Genomic DNA, 16,581 nt, shown 5'->3' on the forward strand with positions numbered 1-16,581 from the left:
CTGGGCGCACGCATCGCGTCGATGCGGGCAAAACTCTGCTACTCGGAGTTAGGAGAGGTGGGTGGTCACCTCGGCGGCAGCGTCGTCGCCGTACGCCTCACCGAGCCGCTTGATGAAGTCGGCGCGGTCCAGGGCGTATTCCTGCGGGCCGTCGGTCTCGATCACCAGGGTCGCGAGCATGCTGCCGACCTGCGCGGACCGTTCCAGGGACAAGCCCCACGACAGGCCCGCGAAGAACCCGGCCCGGAAGCCGTCGCCGACGCCGGTCGGGTCGACCTTGCGGACTTCGCGGGCGATCGGTACGTACACCCGCTCGATGTCCTTGCCGGTGATCTCGACGCCGCGCTCCCCCAGCGTGGTCACCCGGATGCCGACGTGGTCCAGCACGTCCGCGTCGGACCAGCCGGACTTGGACTCCAGCAGGTTCTTCTCGTAGTCGTTGCTCAGCAGGTAGGCGGCGCCGTCGGTGAGCGTACGAATCTGCTCCCCATCCATCAACGCGATCTGCTGGGAGAAGTCGGCGGCCCGCGCGATGCCCAGCTTGGTGGCCTCGCTGGTGTTGCGCAGCATGCCCTCCGGGTCGTGCGCGCCGACGATCAGCAGGTCGATGCCGCCGAGGCGGTCCACCGTGGGCTGCAGCGAGATGTTGCGGCCCTCGGCCATCGCACCGGTGTAGAAGGATGCGATCTGCGCCATGTCGTCGTCGGTGGTGCAGTTGAACCGAGCGGTGTGCAGGTGGTCGAAGACCTGTACGGACTCGCAGTCGACGCCGTGCTCCTGCAGCCATTTCCGGTAGTCGTCGAAGTCCGGCCCGACCGCGCCGAGCAGAGTCGGGTGCTCTCCCAGCACGCCCATGCCGTACGCCATGTTGGCGGCAACTCCGCCGCGACGGATCACCAACTTGTCGACCAGGAACGACAGGGACACCTGATGCAGCTGGTCAGGCAGCAGCTGCTCGGCGAACCGGCCCTTGAAATGCATCAGGTGGTCGGTGGCGATGGATCCGGTGACGACGATCTTCATTACCCAGCCTCGTTGGGGCGTACACCGCCCCGGTCGGTAGCACGGACGAACGACCCTAACCCGCACCACCACGTTCCGGGACCCACCACCAACGAGAGAATTTTCATCCTGGTCATCGGCCCGACGATCGCTGCCACCTCCGGCTATGCGGCGGCGAAATTCTGTCGGTGCCAGCCCCTAGCTTCAGGCCATCCGCGAATTTTGTCCGATACCGCGGCCGGTCCGGCCGGTACGCTCGCATGCAGGAGGTGGTTCGCTATGTCAGCATTACCCATGGGCGTTGACGACTTCGACCCGCTGGTCGACCTGGCTGGCATGTGGACCAACGACCTCGCCCAGCTCTATCTACCCATCGACGGGATGCTCGCGACTCGTTACGAGGCAGTCGACGGGAAGCTCGTCATGAGCCCCTACGAGGGCAGTGGGAATAGTTGGGCGAGCAAACGCCTCGCCCGACAACTCGACGACATGGCCGAAGCCGCGGGTTTCGCGCTGTATATGACCCTGAACGTCGTGTTTGCCGCCCACAGCTGGATCCAGCCAGATCTTGTCCTGCTTCGCGACACACTCGAGTTGGACACCTGGGTTTCAGCGGACGAGGTTGTCATGCCTATTGAGCTGGTCTCGCCGTCATCCCGTCGCCGAGACCGCATCGACAAGCCCGCCCTGATGGCCAAAGCAGGCATTCCGTTCTACCTTCGTATCGAAGTCACCAAGTCACTGCCCGCCGTATCGGCGGAATTGTGCGAGCTTCGGGACGGCCTTTACCACCCGATCGAGCGATCGACCGGTGGGAGGCGGTTGGACAGCGACGTGCCGTTTCCGATGTCGGTGGATCTGCTCGATCTGCTCGAACCGAGAAGACGTCAGAAACTGGTGTAACGACGAAGGCCCGACCGCTGGGCGGTCGGGCCTTTGCTCGTACGAAAGATCTAGTGGAACGAGTCGCCGCAGGCGCAGGAGCCGGTGGCGTTCGGGTTGTCGATCGTGAAGCCCTGCTTCTCGATGGTGTCGACGAAGTCGATCGTCGCGCCGCCCAGATAAGGCTTGCTCATCCGGTCGATGACGACCTGGACCCCGCCGAAGTCCTCCACCGCGTCGCCGTCGAGCGAGCGCTCGTCGAAGAACAGCTGGTAACGCAGGCCCGAGCAGCCGCCGGGCTGGACGGCGATGCGCAGCCGCAGGTCGTCGCGACCTTCCTGCTCCAGCAGGTTCTTCACCTTGAGGGCGGCGACGTCGCTCAGTACGACAGACGTTTCGGTGGTCGGAGTGGTCACGTTCTGCTCCCGTAGAAGTCGGCGCTCGGTTCGACAGCTGTCACCCAAGCAACAACCGGCACAGTCAGTGCTGTTCCCATGGTGACACAGCAGGTCGGATTTGCCATCAAGGCCAGCGTACGACGGGAAGACCCGTTCCGGTCAGCGGCGGGACCACTCGCGGGCCACTCGTTCGGCCAGTCGGGTCAGCCCGCTGGCGCCGGCGTCGATGGCCGCCTGCGCGGAACCGAGCTCGTCGGCGACCGAATAGGCGGCCTCGATGCCGGCGGCGGCCGCTTCCCGGCGGCCCACCGACACCTGGCCGGCCATCACCAGGCACGGCAGCGCGCGTTCTGCGGCGCCCGCGGCCACGCCAGCGGCGACTTTTCCGCGCAGCGATTGGAAGTCGAAGGATCCTTCGCCGGTGACCACCAGGTCGGTGGCGTCCAACGCGGCGTCCAGGCCGATCAGGTCGCGTACGAGCGCGATCCCGGATTCCCGGCGGGCGCCGAGCGCCAGCAGCGCCGCACCGAGGCCGCCGGCCGCGCCGGCACCTGGCGCGGTGGCGAGGTCCGGCGGGCAGCCAGGCAGGTCTCGTACGAGCACTTCCGCCCAGCGAGCGAGGGCCGCGTCGAGCAGGAGCACGTCCTCTCGGGTCGCGCCCTTCTGCGGTCCGAACACCGAGGACGCGCCATGCAGGCCGGTCAGCGGGCTGTCCACATCGCTGGCGATCACCAGCTCGGCACCGCGCAGCGCCGGCACACCGGCCAGCCGATCGCAGGACACCAACGCGGCACCGCCGTACGGAAGCGCGGCGCCGGCCCCGTCGAGCGCTACCGCGCCGAGAGCGGCCATCATGCCGGCGCCGCCGTCGTTGGTGGCCGAACCACCGAGACCGACCACGACCCGGTGGGCGCCGGTGTCGACCGCGGCGGCGATCAGCAGGCCGACGCCATACGAAGTGGTGATCTTCGGATCGCGTTCGGCCTTGGTGAGCAGGTGCAGGCCGGTGGCGTCGGCGCTCTCCACATAGCCGTCATCGCCGACGCGCAGCACGCTGCCGGTGGTGTCCCGCCCGAGCGGATCCGGGATGGCCACCTTGACGTACTCACCGCCGATCGCGGTGTTGAGCACATCCAGGAATCCCGGCCCACCATCGGAGAGCGGCCGCAGCACCAACTCGTCGTCCGGCGCCTGCCGCCGCCAGCCGGTCGCGACCGCTTCGGCGGCCTGCCGGGCGGTCATCGTGCCGCCAAAGGAATCCGGAGCTACGAGTACGCGCACCGGCTCATCCTGCCCTACCCGCGGGCCGTCGTTGTGACATTCGGAATCCGATTGTGCAGTCGGGGTGGCGTTGACCTGCTCAAACATCTTCCACCGTGACATTCGGACAGATCCCAGTCGGCTCCGCGGAGGTAGTGAAACGGGACAGAACCGCTTCACTACCTCCGCGAGGAGCCGTCACCCGAGGTGGGCTTCGGAGAGCAGCATCTCGAAGATGGCCTCCGGGTCGGCGGCGGTCAGGCCACGGGCGGCGAACCAGTCGCAGACGTTGACCACGTCCCGCCGCAGGAACCCGACGCCCTGCGGGTTGCCGACGATGTCGACCGCCTGCGGGAGGTCGATCATCACCAGCCGGCCACCGTGGACCAAGAGGTTGTACGGGGACAGGTCGCCGTGCGCGAGGCCGTGCCGGGCCATCGTGGACATCGCGTCCAGCAACTGGTCCCACAACGACCCCAGTTCGGCGCCCCCCGGACGGCACTGCGCGAGCCGTGGCGCGGCCGTACCTGAAGCGTCCCCAATGAACTCCTGCAGCAGCTCGGTGCCGTCGAGAGAAACGGGATAAGGCACCGCCACGCCGGCCTCTCGGAGTACACCGAGCACCGCGAACTCGGCAGCCGCCCACTGCCCGGCCAGCAACTCCCGGCCGAAGTCGGTCCGCCGCGCCATGGCGCGGTTTTCGCGACTGCGCCGGACCCGGCGGCCCTCCAGATAGCCGGCGTCCCGGTGAAAAGACCGGTGCTCCGAAGTGCGGTAACGCTTGGCCGCCAGCAGGCAGCGCGGACCGCCGTCAGGCACCTGGCGATCGATCAGGAAGACGTCGGCCTCCTTGCCGGTCTTGAGTACGCCCAGCTCATAGTCGACCGCGCCGAGCGCGGTGACGACCCAGTCCGGCCGCGGCTTGGGGCCGTGGGTGGCGCCGTCCCAGGTGGACCACCGGTCGCCGGCGGGCGGCCCGTCCAGGTCAGCGGGCTCACCGGGATCGTCGATGCCGGCCGGCGGCTCGACCGGATCTGGCCGGCGGACCGTACGAGCAGCCTTACGTGCAACCCGCGGCTCGTCGAATGCGTCAAGTGTGTAGAGATCGTCGTCACAGTCTTCGGACGACTCAAAGCGAAAAGGAACGCGTGGCACTGGAGAGAACTCCTCAAGGATCACCGGGACCCTTGGGCTGCGGACGCTGTCAGGTCCGCGCGGGCACCGGGAGATGGTTGCTTACAGGCATGCGAAAGCCGCAGGTGACAGCCATGAACCCCACCTCCCAGGTGCGGTGCCGGAGCAGACCCGGCACGCCAGATGTGACGGCAACACTCTGACCAACGATGAAAGGCAAGTCAACTGATTTTCCGCCGGGGCGGGCAGTCGCCCCGGCGTCGACAGTCGTTAACCTGACGAACTGGATCTGCACGGCATCGATCCGGCCCGCACGTACGGCCGGCATAGAGAGGACCACGATGGACAACGATGTCCTGATCGTGCGGGGTGGCCTGCCGCTACGCGGCGAAATCCGCATCCCGGGCGCGAAGAACCTGGTTCCCAAGGCAATGGTGGCGGCGCTGCTGGGTGAGTCCCCCAGCCGGCTACGGAACATCCCGGCCGTACGGGACGTGGAGATCGTCACCGGCCTGCTCGAGCTGCACGGCGTCAGCGTCCGCCCGAGCGGGATGCCCGGCGAGCTGGTCCTGGACCCGAGCCAGGTCGAGCGCGCCAGCGTCGACGAGATCAACGTGCACGCCGGTTCCAGCCGGATCCCGATCCTGTTCTGTGGCCCGCTGCTGCACCGGCTCGGCCACGCCTTCATCCCGGACCTCGGCGGCTGCAACATCGGCGGCCGGCCCATCGACTTCCACCTGGAGGCACTGCGTCAGTTCGGCGCGGTCGTCGACAAGGACCCCGAGGGCCTGCACCTGTCCGCGCCGGACGGTCTGCACGGCACCAAGCTGGAACTGCCGTACCCCAGCGTCGGTGCCACCGAGCAGATCCTGCTCACCGCGGTACGCGCGAACGGCGTCACCGAACTGCGCAACGCGGCCATCGAGCCGGAGATCATCGACCTGATCGCGGTGCTGCAGAAGATGGGCGCGCTGATCAGCGTGCTGACCGACCGGACGCTCCGGATCACCGGCGTCGAGCGGCTCTACGGCTACGACCACACCGCGCTGCCGGACCGGCTGGAGGCCGCCAGTTGGGGCTGCGCAGCGCTCGCCACCCGCGGTGACGTGTACGTGCGAGGCGCCCGGCAAGCCGACATGATGACGTTCCTCAACGTCTTTCGCACCGTCGGCGGCGAATTCGAGATCGACGACTCCCCCGGCGGCGGCATCCGGTTCTGGCACCCTGGCGGCGACCTCAAACCGATCGCGCTGGAAACCGACGTACACCCCGGCTTCCAGACCGACTGGCAGCAGCCACTCGTCGTCGCGCTGACCCAGGCGTCCGGCCTGTCGATCGTGCACGAGACCGTCTACGAAAACCGGCTCGGATTCACCGACGCGCTGGTCAGCATGGGCGCGCACATCCAGCTCTACCGAGACTGCCTCGGCGGCACCCCGTGCCGGTTCGGCCAGCGCAACTTCCGGCACTCCGCGGTGATCAGCGGCCCCGCCAAGCTGCACGCCGCCGACCTGGTGATCCCCGACCTGCGGGGCGGCTTCTCCCACCTGATCGCGGCACTCGCCGCCGAGGGCACCTCACGGGTGTACGGCGTCGACCTCATCGACCGCGGCTACTCCGACTTCGACACCAAACTCGCCGCCCTCGGCGCCCAGGCCGAACGCGTCGCAGAGGCTGCGTAGCTGCTGCGAGTTCCTCGCAGGGGCCGCGACTCGGCCGCGTCGCCGGACCGCCCAAGACCGGGGCGGTCCACCGTCGCGGTAGGGGACGGCCTACGCCGCCACGGCCGGCGCCCGGACCCCGCGTCGCCAGGCTCGCCCCAGAAGACCGCTGGGACGAGCCCACCGCCACAGGACCCCCGAGCCCTTCGGGCTGCGCCTTGGCGGGGCTGGGAGGCGCGCTTAGGTGACCAGACACCCGGGCGCGGTAGGCGCGAAGGTGACCAGACACCTGGGTGCGATAGGCGGGTGGGTGACCAGACACAGAGGCGCGATGGGTGCATGGTGACTACACACAGAGGTGCGTTGGGCGCGTGGGTGGCTGGCGAGGGACCAGGTAGGCGTCGCATCAACTAGGGTGTGAGCATTCCCCGTCTGGTGGTGGATGCCTGTTGCCTTGGGTGGTGACCGCACCACCATCCGTTACTTCGAAGGAACGCTGCCGACTGTGGACGTGAAGTCGCTTTTTCGCCGTAAGTCCGAGCCTGACGCACCGGTTGAGGTCGTACGGCCGGCGAAGCCCGGCGGCAAGGGGCGTCCGACGCCCAAGCGCAAGGACGCTCAGGCGCGCCGGCGCAACGCCGAGCCGCCGCCAGCGAACCAGAAGGAAGCCCGGCAGCGGATGCAGGCCCGGCAGCGCACCGAACGCTCGGAAGCCCGCGAGGGCATGATGAACGGCGACGAGCGATACCTGCTGCCACGCGACAAGGGACCGGCCCGCAGACTCGTCCGCGACATCGTCGACTCCCGGCGGACGGTAGGCGCGTATTTCCTCGGTGGCACCCTGGTCGTCTTCCTGGCGGCCCAGTTGCCGGCAGTGTTCCGGCTTTACTCGACCCTCCTGTGGGCCGCGTTGCTGATCGTCCTGCTGATCGACTCCTTGCTGATCGCCCGGAAGATCAAGAAGCTGGTCGCCGAGCGGCTGCCGGACTACCACGAGCGGATGATGGGCCTCTACGTCTACGGCGCGATGCGGGCGACCGTGTTCCGCCGGATGCGGGCCCCCCGGCCGCAGGTCAGCCTGGGCGACAAAGTCTAGCCAGCGTGGGAAAACCCGGCGGTTCGCGCTATCTGAACACGCCGTGCAGGAGCGCTGTGTTCGCCGTCCCGGTGGCCCGCCACGGCACCCTCGTGGGCTACCTGTGGGCGTCCGTACGAGACGATGCTGCCGGCTTTATCGGCTCCCACCGCGGCGCGCACGCGGTGGGCGTCGACTCGGCCGCTCTCACCGCGCACTGGGAGGACCAGCTCCGGACGTCCGCGCTGGCCGAGCTGGCGCCGATCGCTACCCTGCACCACCTCGCCAGCGCACCCGAGCACCCGACCTACGGCGGCGTCGCCGCACCCGCTCGCCCGCAGCGGGCCCGCACTCTGCACCATCTCCAAAACCGCGCCAACCCCCAGGACGATGGGGTTTTCGGCCCGCTTTAAGTCGTACGAAACCGCCAGCCCTTTAGGTCACACCTGGATTTACGCAGACAAACGGCTTACCGAATTGGGTACGCTCCATCTCCCCCTGGACTTCAGCCGGTCCGGGGAAGGGAGCTATCAGTGACCACGGGGAACGGGGCTGGCACCGCACTGCGGTTCGAGATTCTCGGGCCGCTGCGGGCCTGGCGGGGCGACCAGGAGCTGACGCTCGGCCCCAACAAGCAGCGAGCCGTGCTGGCTACTCTGCTGGTACACGCCAACACCGCCGTTTCCACCGACCAGATCGTCGAAGCGGTGTGGCTCGGCGAGCCACCGAACAACGGCGCGAACGTGGTGCAGAAATATGTCGCGGGACTGCGCCGGGTGCTGGAGCCGGACCGCGAGCCGCGGTCCCCTGGCCGGCTGCTGACCCGTACCCGCGACGGCTACCTGCTGCGGGTCGCGCCGGGCAGTCTCGACGCGGAGGTTTTCACCGCGTTGGAACACCAGGCGCAGGCCGCACACGCGCACGACCAGCTGCCGGAGGCGACCGACCAGCTGGCCGAAGCGCTGGGTCTGTGGCGCGGCGAGGTGCTGGCCGGGCTGACCGGTCCGGTCTTCGAGTCCGCCAGGATCCGGCTCGGCGAGACGAAAGCCGCCGCGCAGGAAACGCTGGCCGAGATCGAGGTGGCCGCCGGCCGGCACCGGACGGTGGTGCCGGAGCTGGTACGGCTGGTGGCCGACTTTCCGTTCCGGGAGCGGCCGCGCTACCTGCTGATGCTCGCACTGTCCGAATCCGGTCGCCGGCCCGAAGCCCTGACCGCCTACCAGGACTACCGGCGGCAGCTGGTCGACGAGCTCGGCGTGGAGCCCGGCGACCTCGTACGCGACCTGCATCTGCGCATCCTGCGAGCCGATCCCGCCCCGCAGCCGGCACCGACGGTCGTACGACCGGAGCCACTGGCGCAGACCGCCGAGGCTCCGCCGCGACTGGCGATCACGGCCGTCGACCCACCGCCCGAGGCCGCCGGTTGGATGCAGTGGCTGATCAGGATCGCGGTGATCGCCATCCCGTTGCTCACGATCGGGCTGGCCACCTGGGCGGTGGTCGGCGCTCTCACGCTCCGCGAAGTCCGGCGCGGCCGGCCGTACGGGTGGCTCAACGGGCTGGCCGCGGTCGGTTACGGCGCGATCTTGGTGGTGATGGTCTTCGCGGTGAAGGTGAGTCCGGGCCGGATCGGCCCGCCGATCTTCGTGCTGACCATCTTCGTCGAGTTGGCAGGAGTGGTGCATGCGGCCCTGTTAACCACCACGCCGGCCCGACCGGCGTCCGGCTGGCTGTCGATCGCACTCCGGATCTTCCGGGCCAGTGTCCCGCTGGCGAGTGTCGGGCTGGCGGCGTGGACGGTGCCCGCGTACTACGCCTTCCGGCGCCGCAGTCTCTCGCTGGCACTGGCCGCCGGCGGCTATCTGGTCGGCGGCGCGGCCTTCATGATTATCGCTCTCGGTGACGGAAACACACCCCTGCTGCCCGACCCGGTGCCGATGCTGATCTGGCTGGCGGTCATCTCGGTCGGCACCCTGCATGCCGCGGTGCTCGACCCGGACCGCCACCGCCGTCTACCGCTGCCCTTATGAGCAGCACAAACACCGACGGCAGCGGAACGGCAGTCAAGACGGGGTCAAGTCAGGCATACTCACCCGGCGCCAACGCAGGCGCATTACCCAACGAAGGGCACACGTAAGGCAATGTCAGTCACAGATCAGTACGGGTCAGCGCCGATCCAGCCGACCGCGCAGCGTTCCGGTGTACTGTCCGTCGTCACGTTCGTGCTGGGCCTGCTCGGCATCCTCGTCGTCACCATTCCGATCAGCATCGTGCTCGGCATCGTCGCGCTGGTTCGCTCCAACCAGAAGCTCAAGCCACTGGCCGTCATCGGCATCCTGCTGGCGCTCCTGTGGGCCGTCGGTCTCGGCATCGGCGGGTACACCCTAGCCAAGGCGGGCTCGGACAAGCTGACCCTGAGCAACGTCAAGGTCGGCGACTGTCTCTCGCAGGACCCGGAGACGCACCTGTCGAAGGTCGTCGACTGCGGTCAGACCAATGACGGCAAGGTGTACGCGACCCCCGCACTTCCGGAAGGCAAGTTCCCCGGCGACGCGAAGGTCACCCAGCTGTCCCAGTCGCTCTGCCAGGCGGCCCCCGGCCTCCCGTCCGGCGCCACCAACTTCGTCTACGCCGCTCCCACCGAGACCCAGTGGAACCTCGGCCAGCACAAGGTCTACTGCCTGTACAAGGCCTAACCTTCCAGCGATTCACCGAGCGGGGTGCCGGACGGCACCCCGCTCGGGGTTGTGTAGAGCCGGCGGACGACCTCGTCGATGTCCGGCTCGGCGACCTGCAGGTCGCGCAGCGGTGCGGCGGCCGCGACCGCGCCAATCACCGCGGCCGCGGTGGTGTCCGACGGCGAGAAGGACAGCGTCTGCCGACGGCCCTCGGCCTCGATCCGGTCCACCGTCGCGGAAGGCACCTCAAGTCGCCCGTACGGGCCGTCCAACTCGACGATCACCCGGCGCCGCGATCCGTACGCGCGGTGCAGTTCCTCCAGCGTGCCGTCGTGCATGACCCTGCCGTGGTCGATCACCACCAGCCGGCGGCACAGCCGCTCGATGTCGTCCAGGTCGTGGGTCGTCAACACCACGGTGACCTCGCCGGTCGCGGCCAACGCTGCCAACGCGGACCGGACCGCCTCCTTGCTGACCACGTCGAGACCGATCGTCGGCTCGTCGAGGAAAAGCACCTCGGGGGCGTGCAGCAGGGCCGCGGTGACCTCCGAGCGCATCCGCTGGCCGAGGGACAGCTGCCGGACCGGGGTGTCCAGCAGCGGTCCGACATCGAGCAGGTCGACGTAGTTCTTCAGCCGCTGGGCGTGCTCGGCCGCCGGCACCCGGTAGATGTGCCGTAGCAGCGCGAAAGACTCCCGCAGCGGCAGGTCCCACCAGAGCTGGCTGCGCTGCCCGAACACCACGCCGATCCGGCGGGCCAGCCGCACCCGGTCCGGCACCGGCCGCAGGCCACACACTCGTACGTGCCCGCTGGTCGGCGTCAGCACGCCAGTGAACATCTTCAGCGTGGTCGACTTCCCGGCACCGTTGGGCCCGATGTATCCGAGCATGTCACCGGTCTCGACGGTCAGGTCGATGCCGTCGACAGCGTGCACGTCCACCCGCTTGCGCCGGACCCGCCCGACCTTCTTCGCGATGGAGAACGTCTTGCGCAGCCCGCGGGCCTCGATGACAGTCATGATCCCGTTCCTCGGTAGTGCCGGATGCCGGTCCGCCACAGCAGCGCCGCCGCGGTGGCCAGGACGGCGGCCGCGAGCGGCGAGCAGTAGCCGAACCACGACGGCATGCCGAGCGGGTCCGGCCGGTCCAACAGCGTCAGGACCGGGTAGTACGCGACAAAGGCGAAAGGCACCACGTACGCGAAAACGACCCGAAACGCCGAGCCGTAGACGGTGATCGGGTACGACGTGAAGTCGCGGCCGCCGAACGTGAAGGCGTTGCTCACCTGCTGCGCGTCGATGAACCAGAAGGTCAAACTGCTGCCCGCCACGAAAACCGCGGAGATCGAGACGCCAGCGCTGGCGATCGACCCGATCAGCACGACGACTTTGAGCGGTGTCCACGAAATATCGTTGATCCGCAGGGCGATCGCCAGCACCACCGCGGCCTGCAGCAGCGAGCCGATCACCTTGACCTCCAAGGTGTTGACGATCAGTTGGCCGAGCGACGACAGCGGCCGGACCAGCAGCGCGTCGAGCTGCCCGAGGCGTACGTACGACGACAGGCTGTTGAGGCCGCCGGCCACCAGATCCCCGATCCGAAAGCCCGTCAGCGCCAGCCCGCTGATCAGAATGGTCTGCTTGAAGGAAAAACCGCCCAACGAGTGGGTCACGTTGAAGAGCACCACGATCGCGACGACCTCGAACACCGTGACCGCGGCCTGCGAGATCATGTCGATGACGAATGAACGGCGATAGCTCGTCTGGGACCGGATCTGGGCACCGATCAACTTGGCGTAGACCGCGACCGTATTCATCCGCCCTGCACCACCAGCCGGCGAACGGCCCGCCGCTGCACCAAAACGCACAGGGCCAGCAAGAACACGATCCAGAGAACCTGGGCGCCGAGCAGCGCGAAAGTCGCCACCGCACCACGACGCTCCAGGGCGGTGTCCAACGAGACCTGCATAATCGCCGGGAACGGCGTCAGCCACAGCACATGTTGGGCCCAGACCGGGAAAAACCCGATCGGCATGCTCAACCCGCAGAACAGTCCGGACATCAGTGACCACGCGGTTTGTACGCCCCGGTTGTCGAGCAGCCAAAAAGACGTGAGGTTCACCAGATATCGGCAGCCGAAGCTGACCACCACGCCCAGCAACGTGCTCACCAGGAAAGCCGGATACGTCCACACGTTTTTCGGCACGTACATGTGAAAAACCAGCGCGCCGATGATGATCGGCCCGATCATCCGAATCGTCATCGCGTGCAGGGCGCGGCCGATGTCGGCGCAGAGATACGACCAGAGCGGATTGATCGGCCTCAGCAGATCGGCGGCGACATCCCCCGTGCGTACTCGATCGGCCAGGTCCGTCCAGCCCCAGATCGAGACCACTCCGAGCAGGCCCTGGCCGATCCACACGAAACCAACCAACTGCTCGCCGCGGTAGCCGGCCACCGCGCCCGCGGTGCCGGCGATGGCCAGCATCACGTAACAACGCATGAAACCGAAAATCGAGTTGGTGAAAAGCGCGGCCACGGTGGCCTGCCGGTAGGTGGCGAAGCGCCGAAACCCGGCGCCGACCAGCGCCGCCGCGCATCGCAGGCCCGCCACGAATGAGCCGCCACTGGGTGCGGTCAGGGTCCCCGTGCTCATTTGACGGGACAGTACCTGACCTCACCGGCCAAACTCCACCCGATTTGTCTTAGCCGAGCGGCTCCAGCCGAATGGGCAGCCCGTCGGTCGGATACGGCAGAGCCATGAAGTTCATCGGCGCCACGTACGCCGGATCAACGTGCCACCGGTAGCGGCGCAGCAGCTGGTTGAGGACCGATTTCACCTGCATACCAGCGAAATACAAGCCGATGCATTTGTGGACGCCGCCGCCGAACGGGGTCCACGCGTACCGGTGGATCTTGTCCTCGCGCCGGTCCTCAGCGAACCGGCCCGGGTCGAATTTCTCCGGCTCCGGCCAGGACTCGGGCATGTGCTGGGTGAAATGCAGGCCGATACTGGCCTCGGTGCCGGCCGGCAGGAAATGACCGAGCACCTCGGTGTCCTTCACCACGTGCCGGGGCAGCGCCGGCACCGGGGTGACCAGCCGGAGCGCCTCCTTCATCACCAGGTCGACCGAGGGCAGCCGGTCCAGGTCCTCGTACCCGAGCGTCTCACTCTCCAACGCCAGCACCTCGGCGCGACACCGGTCCTGCCACTGCGGATATTGGCCCAGATACTGGACCATCGTGGTCAGCGTGATCGTGGTCGTGTCATGTGCGGCCATCAACAGGAAAATCATGTGGTTGATGACGTCGTCGTCGCTGAACCGGTGGCCGTCCTCGGATTCGGAATGGCACAGCGCGGTGAACAGGTCGCTGCCGTCACCGGCCCGTTTCTTCGGCAGATACTCCTTCAGGAAATCCTCCAGGACCTTGCGCCCTACCAGACCCCGGCGCCACCGGCCGCCTGGCACCGGGAACCGGACGAGGGACGTACCAGCCTGGACACAGCCGATGAAGGCCCGGTTGATGTGCTCGGCGCGGGCCCCGAGGTTCTCCTCGCCCATGAAGATGTCGGTCGCGAGGTCCAGCGTGAGCCGCTTGACCGCCGGGTAGAACTTCAGCTCGCCGCGCGCCGGCCACTGCCTCAGCCCGACCGCGACCGCCGGGTTGATGTCCCGCAAATACGTGGCCAGGCGCTCATGGGTGAAGGCCTGCTGCATGATCCGCCGGTGGTGCAGGTGCTCCTCGAAATCGAGCAGCATGATGCCGCGGTAGAAGAAGTTGTCCAGGAAACGGCCCCATCCGGGCCCGTTCGCGAACGCCCGGTCCCGGTTGGCCAGCACGGTCCCGACCGCGTCCGGCCCTAGCAGGACAACAGTCGGTTTGCCGAACAGATTGGCCCAGGACACCGGTCCGTACTGGTCGTAGCGCTGCCGGCTGGCACCGAGCGGGTCCTTCAGCACCTGCAGCGTCTTGCCAAGCAGCGGCAGGCCGGGGTCGCCCGGGACTGGTCGCAGCTCGCTGTCAGCCGGTGCCGGGGCCAGCATCTGGATGGACATCCGCGCCTCCCGAAAACGGTCGCACCCCGGCATCCGGGGCGTCTCCTGGGCCGAGCATTGACAACCGCCCTCCCGATGTCAAGAGATCGAGCTGAATGAGCGATCGCTAAGTTGGTACGGAAAGAGACGCGACCCGGCTGGGTCGCGGCTCTCGTGGACGGGTCCAGCCCTGCTGCGCTGACTCAGGGCTGGCTGGCTCTGGGCTAGCTGACTCTGCCTAGCCGGCTCGGCGCGAACTCCACTGGCGCGGCACGCCACCGGTGTTCTTCGAGCCCCGGGCCTGGATGTTTCCGGGCACCTGAGTGTGGGTGATCTGCTTGCCCTTCTTCTGGGCACGCCGGGCGGCCCGGTTCATTGGCTCCTCGGGCGCGGTGGCGTCCTGCGGAGTCTCGTCGGGCTGGGATTCAGGGTTGGCGGGCATGTGTTTCTCCTCCGAACGGGCTGGGATGCAGCTGGTGGGACGTACGAAACACGCACGTCCAGCTTGCAGGCTCACAGAACGGAAGCGGCTCAGATCATGTGGCGAGCGTACCAGCGCACCGGCCCGGCCGGCACCTGGAATACCGCGGGCTCGAATCCACTGTGGACAGTCAGGTCAGGCTTTGAGGTTGCACGGGCTAAAGGTGAGGTCGTCGTTCTTCATCCAGCCGGCGGCCCGGTTCAGCTCGATCACGTCGCCCCAGACCATGTTGTTCTGGCATGAGTCGATGGTGACCTCGACATGCCACCCCTGCTGGATGTGGTCGAAGACCTGTCCGTTGGGGTTGGAGGTGGCGTAAAGGGTGGTGTCCCTGACCGCGGACGAGCAGTAGTACGGGTATTGGCAGTCAGCGGCGGCCGGCGCCGCCGCGACGGTCAGCGAGCCGGCGACCAGCGCGGCCACGCCAGCGACCCGGACGAAGAGTTTCATTCTCACCGATTTCCTCCCTGAGCTCGAATAAGCGACATCTCGCGCGGGAGCACGTTACGCGAGCCCAGGAATCTATACAACGTTGCAAATGTCATCTCGGCGGTCCGTGCCGACCTTCACAGCTGGCGCGCTCTGACCCTTCGAGTAGGTTCGGGATCATGGAATTTCGACACCTCGGCCGTTCCGGCCTGCTGATCAGTGAAATCTCGTACGGCAACTGGCTGACCCACGGCTCCCAGGTCGAGCAGGACGCCGCGATCGCGTGCGTACACGCCGCTCTGGACGCCGGCATCACCACCTTCGACACCGCCGACGTTTACGCCGGCACCAAGGCCGAGTCAGTGCTGGGCGAGGCCTTGAACGGCGTTCGCCGCGAGTCGTACGAGCTGTTCACCAAGGTCTACTGGCCGACCGGGCCGGGCAAGAACGACCGGGGCCTGTCCCGCAAGCACATCATGGAGTCGATCGACGCCTCGCTGCGCCGGCTGCAGACCGACCATCTCGACCTTTATCAGGCACATCGGTACGACTTCGCGACGCCGCTTGAGGAGACGATGAGCGCGTTCGCGGACATCGTGCACTCCGGCCGCGCGCATTACATCGGTGTCTCCGAATGGACCGCCGGGCAGATCCGGGAGGCCCACAAACTGGCTCAGGAGCTGCGGATTCCGCTGGTGTCGAGCCAGCCGCAGTATTCGATGCTGTGGCGGGTCATCGAGGCCGAGGTCGTCCCGACCTGCCGCGACCTCGGCCTCAGCCAGATCGTGTTCTCACCGGTCGCGCAGGGCGTGCTGACCGGCAAATACAAGCCTGGCGTGGCGCCACCAGCCGGCTCGCGGGCCACCGACGACAAGGGCGGCGCGAACATGATCTCGCGCTGGATGCGCGACGACGTCCTTACACGGGTGGAAAAACTCGAACCGCTCGCGGCCGAAGCAGGTCTGTCCATGGCACAACTCGCGGTCGCCTGGGTGCTGCAGAATGAAAACGTCGCCTCCGCCATCATTGGCGCGAGCCGCCCCGAACAGGTCGCCGACAACGTCAAGGCCTCCGGCGTCACCCTGGACGACGACCTCCTCAAGGCCATCGACGAGGCCCTCGGCGACGTGGTCGAGGGCGACCCGTCCATCAACGCCTCCCCCAAAACCCGCCCCTGACCCCTCCGCGACGCCCCCCATAGCCGACTTTCTTTGGCCCTAGTTCGACGGCGCCAGAAAAACAGAATGCTGGCCCACCCGCGCTCTTTGCGGGTGGGCCAGCATTCTCACTACTCCAGCAGATCTGGAGCCCACCGCTCTAAGTCGGCTACACCTCAGCCGTCAGCGGCATCGTGTATTCGACCTTTTCGTCGTCGGCCAGCAGTGACACCTGGGTCACCCCGGCTTCGGACAGCTGCTTCCAATTCAGCCCGAGCCAGGTCTCCGCGTCGGACTGGCTGGTGAACAGCCCGGCCTCCGGCCCTTCCAGCACCGTGCCGTCGGCTGACTCGTACCGCCAAGTCCAGTTCATCGACCCCTCCAGCTC

At 67.5% G+C, this 16,581-nt stretch carries 18 protein-coding genes; 7 read left to right on the top strand and 11 right to left on the bottom strand.

Annotation, left to right across the window (positions count from 1 at the left end; translation table 11 throughout):
- Nucleotides 1–48: 48 nt before the first annotated feature.
- Complete coding sequence (locus tag ABD301_RS30645; protein WP_163567929.1) at nucleotides 49–1,023, bottom strand: carbohydrate kinase family protein; 975 nt, start codon at nucleotides 1,021–1,023, stop codon at nucleotides 49–51.
- A 273-nt stretch (nucleotides 1,024–1,296) separates the two neighbouring features.
- On the opposite strand from ABD301_RS30645, the gene ABD301_RS30650 reads away from it, so the two are divergent.
- The gene (locus ABD301_RS30650) at nucleotides 1,297–1,905 is read left to right on the top strand and encodes a Uma2 family endonuclease (protein WP_344313764.1); all 609 of its coding nucleotides are present in this window, start codon (nucleotides 1,297–1,299) and stop codon (nucleotides 1,903–1,905) included.
- Between the two features lie 50 nt (nucleotides 1,906–1,955).
- Here the strand turns inward: ABD301_RS30650 and ABD301_RS30655 are convergent, their stop codons facing one another.
- From ABD301_RS30655 to ABD301_RS30665, 3 genes are all read right to left on the bottom strand, one after another.
- Nucleotides 1,956–2,300: a HesB/IscA family protein gene (locus ABD301_RS30655; protein WP_163567932.1), complete on the bottom strand. Its 345-nt coding sequence runs from the start codon at nucleotides 2,298–2,300 to the stop codon at nucleotides 1,956–1,958.
- 141 nt (nucleotides 2,301–2,441) lie between these two features.
- Nucleotides 2,442–3,563, bottom strand: coding sequence for a glycerate kinase family protein (locus ABD301_RS30660; RefSeq protein ID WP_344313765.1), 1,122 nt, complete (start codon nucleotides 3,561–3,563; stop codon nucleotides 2,442–2,444).
- A 177-nt stretch (nucleotides 3,564–3,740) separates the two neighbouring features.
- A complete protein-coding gene (locus tag ABD301_RS30665) occupies nucleotides 3,741–4,697 on the bottom strand; it encodes a serine protein kinase RIO (RefSeq protein ID WP_344313766.1) in 957 nt (318 codons plus the stop codon).
- Between the two features lie 320 nt (nucleotides 4,698–5,017).
- Between ABD301_RS30665 and murA the strand changes: the two genes are divergently transcribed.
- From murA to ABD301_RS30690, 5 genes are all read left to right on the top strand, one after another.
- On the top strand, nucleotides 5,018–6,358 hold the full coding sequence (gene murA, locus ABD301_RS30670; protein ID WP_344313767.1) for a UDP-N-acetylglucosamine 1-carboxyvinyltransferase: 1,341 nt from the start codon (nucleotides 5,018–5,020) through the stop codon (nucleotides 6,356–6,358).
- Nucleotides 6,359–6,779: 421 nt separating this feature from the next.
- Nucleotides 6,780–7,433, top strand: a complete 654-nt coding sequence (locus ABD301_RS30675) for a DUF3043 domain-containing protein (RefSeq protein WP_279579945.1) — start codon at nucleotides 6,780–6,782, stop codon at nucleotides 7,431–7,433.
- 56 nt (nucleotides 7,434–7,489) lie between these two features.
- Nucleotides 7,490–7,825 (top strand): hypothetical protein, encoded by a 336-nt coding sequence (locus ABD301_RS30680; protein ID WP_163567933.1) that lies wholly within the window; start codon nucleotides 7,490–7,492, stop codon nucleotides 7,823–7,825.
- Between the two features lie 120 nt (nucleotides 7,826–7,945).
- Entirely contained in the window at nucleotides 7,946–9,442 is a 1,497-nt protein-coding gene (locus ABD301_RS30685; protein ID WP_344313768.1) for an AfsR/SARP family transcriptional regulator, read from the top strand.
- 111 nt (nucleotides 9,443–9,553) lie between these two features.
- Nucleotides 9,554–10,108, top strand: a complete 555-nt coding sequence (locus ABD301_RS30690; protein WP_344313770.1) for a DUF4190 domain-containing protein — start codon at nucleotides 9,554–9,556, stop codon at nucleotides 10,106–10,108.
- Here ABD301_RS30690 and ABD301_RS30695 read toward each other — a convergent pair.
- The 6 genes from ABD301_RS30695 to ABD301_RS30720 form a co-directional block, all read right to left on the bottom strand.
- Complete coding sequence (locus ABD301_RS30695; RefSeq protein ID WP_344313771.1) at nucleotides 10,105–11,109, bottom strand: ABC transporter ATP-binding protein; 1,005 nt, start codon at nucleotides 11,107–11,109, stop codon at nucleotides 10,105–10,107. The two genes, ABD301_RS30690 and ABD301_RS30695, sit on opposite strands and share 4 nt — an antisense overlap.
- Entirely contained in the window at nucleotides 11,106–11,906 is an 801-nt protein-coding gene (locus ABD301_RS30700; RefSeq protein WP_163567938.1) for an ABC transporter permease, read from the bottom strand. Before ABD301_RS30700 ends, ABD301_RS30695 begins: the two co-directional genes overlap by 4 nt.
- Nucleotides 11,903–12,745, bottom strand: a complete 843-nt coding sequence (locus ABD301_RS30705) for an ABC transporter permease (protein WP_344313772.1) — start codon at nucleotides 12,743–12,745, stop codon at nucleotides 11,903–11,905. The genes ABD301_RS30700 and ABD301_RS30705 overlap by 4 nt, the downstream gene beginning before the upstream one ends.
- Before the next feature lie 49 nt (nucleotides 12,746–12,794).
- Nucleotides 12,795–14,147 carry a cytochrome P450 gene (locus ABD301_RS30710; RefSeq protein ID WP_344313773.1) on the bottom strand — a complete coding sequence of 451 codons (1,353 nt, stop codon included), beginning with the start codon at nucleotides 14,145–14,147 and terminating at the stop codon, nucleotides 12,795–12,797.
- 217 nt (nucleotides 14,148–14,364) lie between these two features.
- On the bottom strand, nucleotides 14,365–14,568 hold the full coding sequence (locus ABD301_RS30715) for a hypothetical protein (protein ID WP_163567939.1): 204 nt from the start codon (nucleotides 14,566–14,568) through the stop codon (nucleotides 14,365–14,367).
- A 174-nt stretch (nucleotides 14,569–14,742) separates the two neighbouring features.
- Nucleotides 14,743–15,063 (bottom strand): hypothetical protein, encoded by a 321-nt coding sequence (locus ABD301_RS30720; RefSeq protein WP_163567940.1) that lies wholly within the window; start codon nucleotides 15,061–15,063, stop codon nucleotides 14,743–14,745.
- Between the two features lie 152 nt (nucleotides 15,064–15,215).
- Here ABD301_RS30720 and ABD301_RS30725 point away from each other — a divergent pair, with 152 nt between their 5' ends.
- On the top strand, nucleotides 15,216–16,214 hold the full coding sequence (locus tag ABD301_RS30725) for an aldo/keto reductase family protein (RefSeq protein ID WP_344313775.1): 999 nt from the start codon (nucleotides 15,216–15,218) through the stop codon (nucleotides 16,212–16,214).
- A gap of 148 nt (nucleotides 16,215–16,362) precedes the next feature.
- Here ABD301_RS30725 and ABD301_RS30730 read toward each other — a convergent pair whose 3' ends face one another.
- Nucleotides 16,363–16,566: a hypothetical protein gene (locus ABD301_RS30730; protein ID WP_344313776.1), complete on the bottom strand. Its 204-nt coding sequence runs from the start codon at nucleotides 16,564–16,566 to the stop codon at nucleotides 16,363–16,365.
- Nucleotides 16,567–16,581 lie beyond the last annotated feature (15 nt).

Source organism: Fodinicola feengrottensis, from assembly GCF_039530045.1.
Classification (GTDB): Bacteria; Actinomycetota; Actinomycetes; order Mycobacteriales; family HKI-0501; genus Fodinicola; species Fodinicola feengrottensis.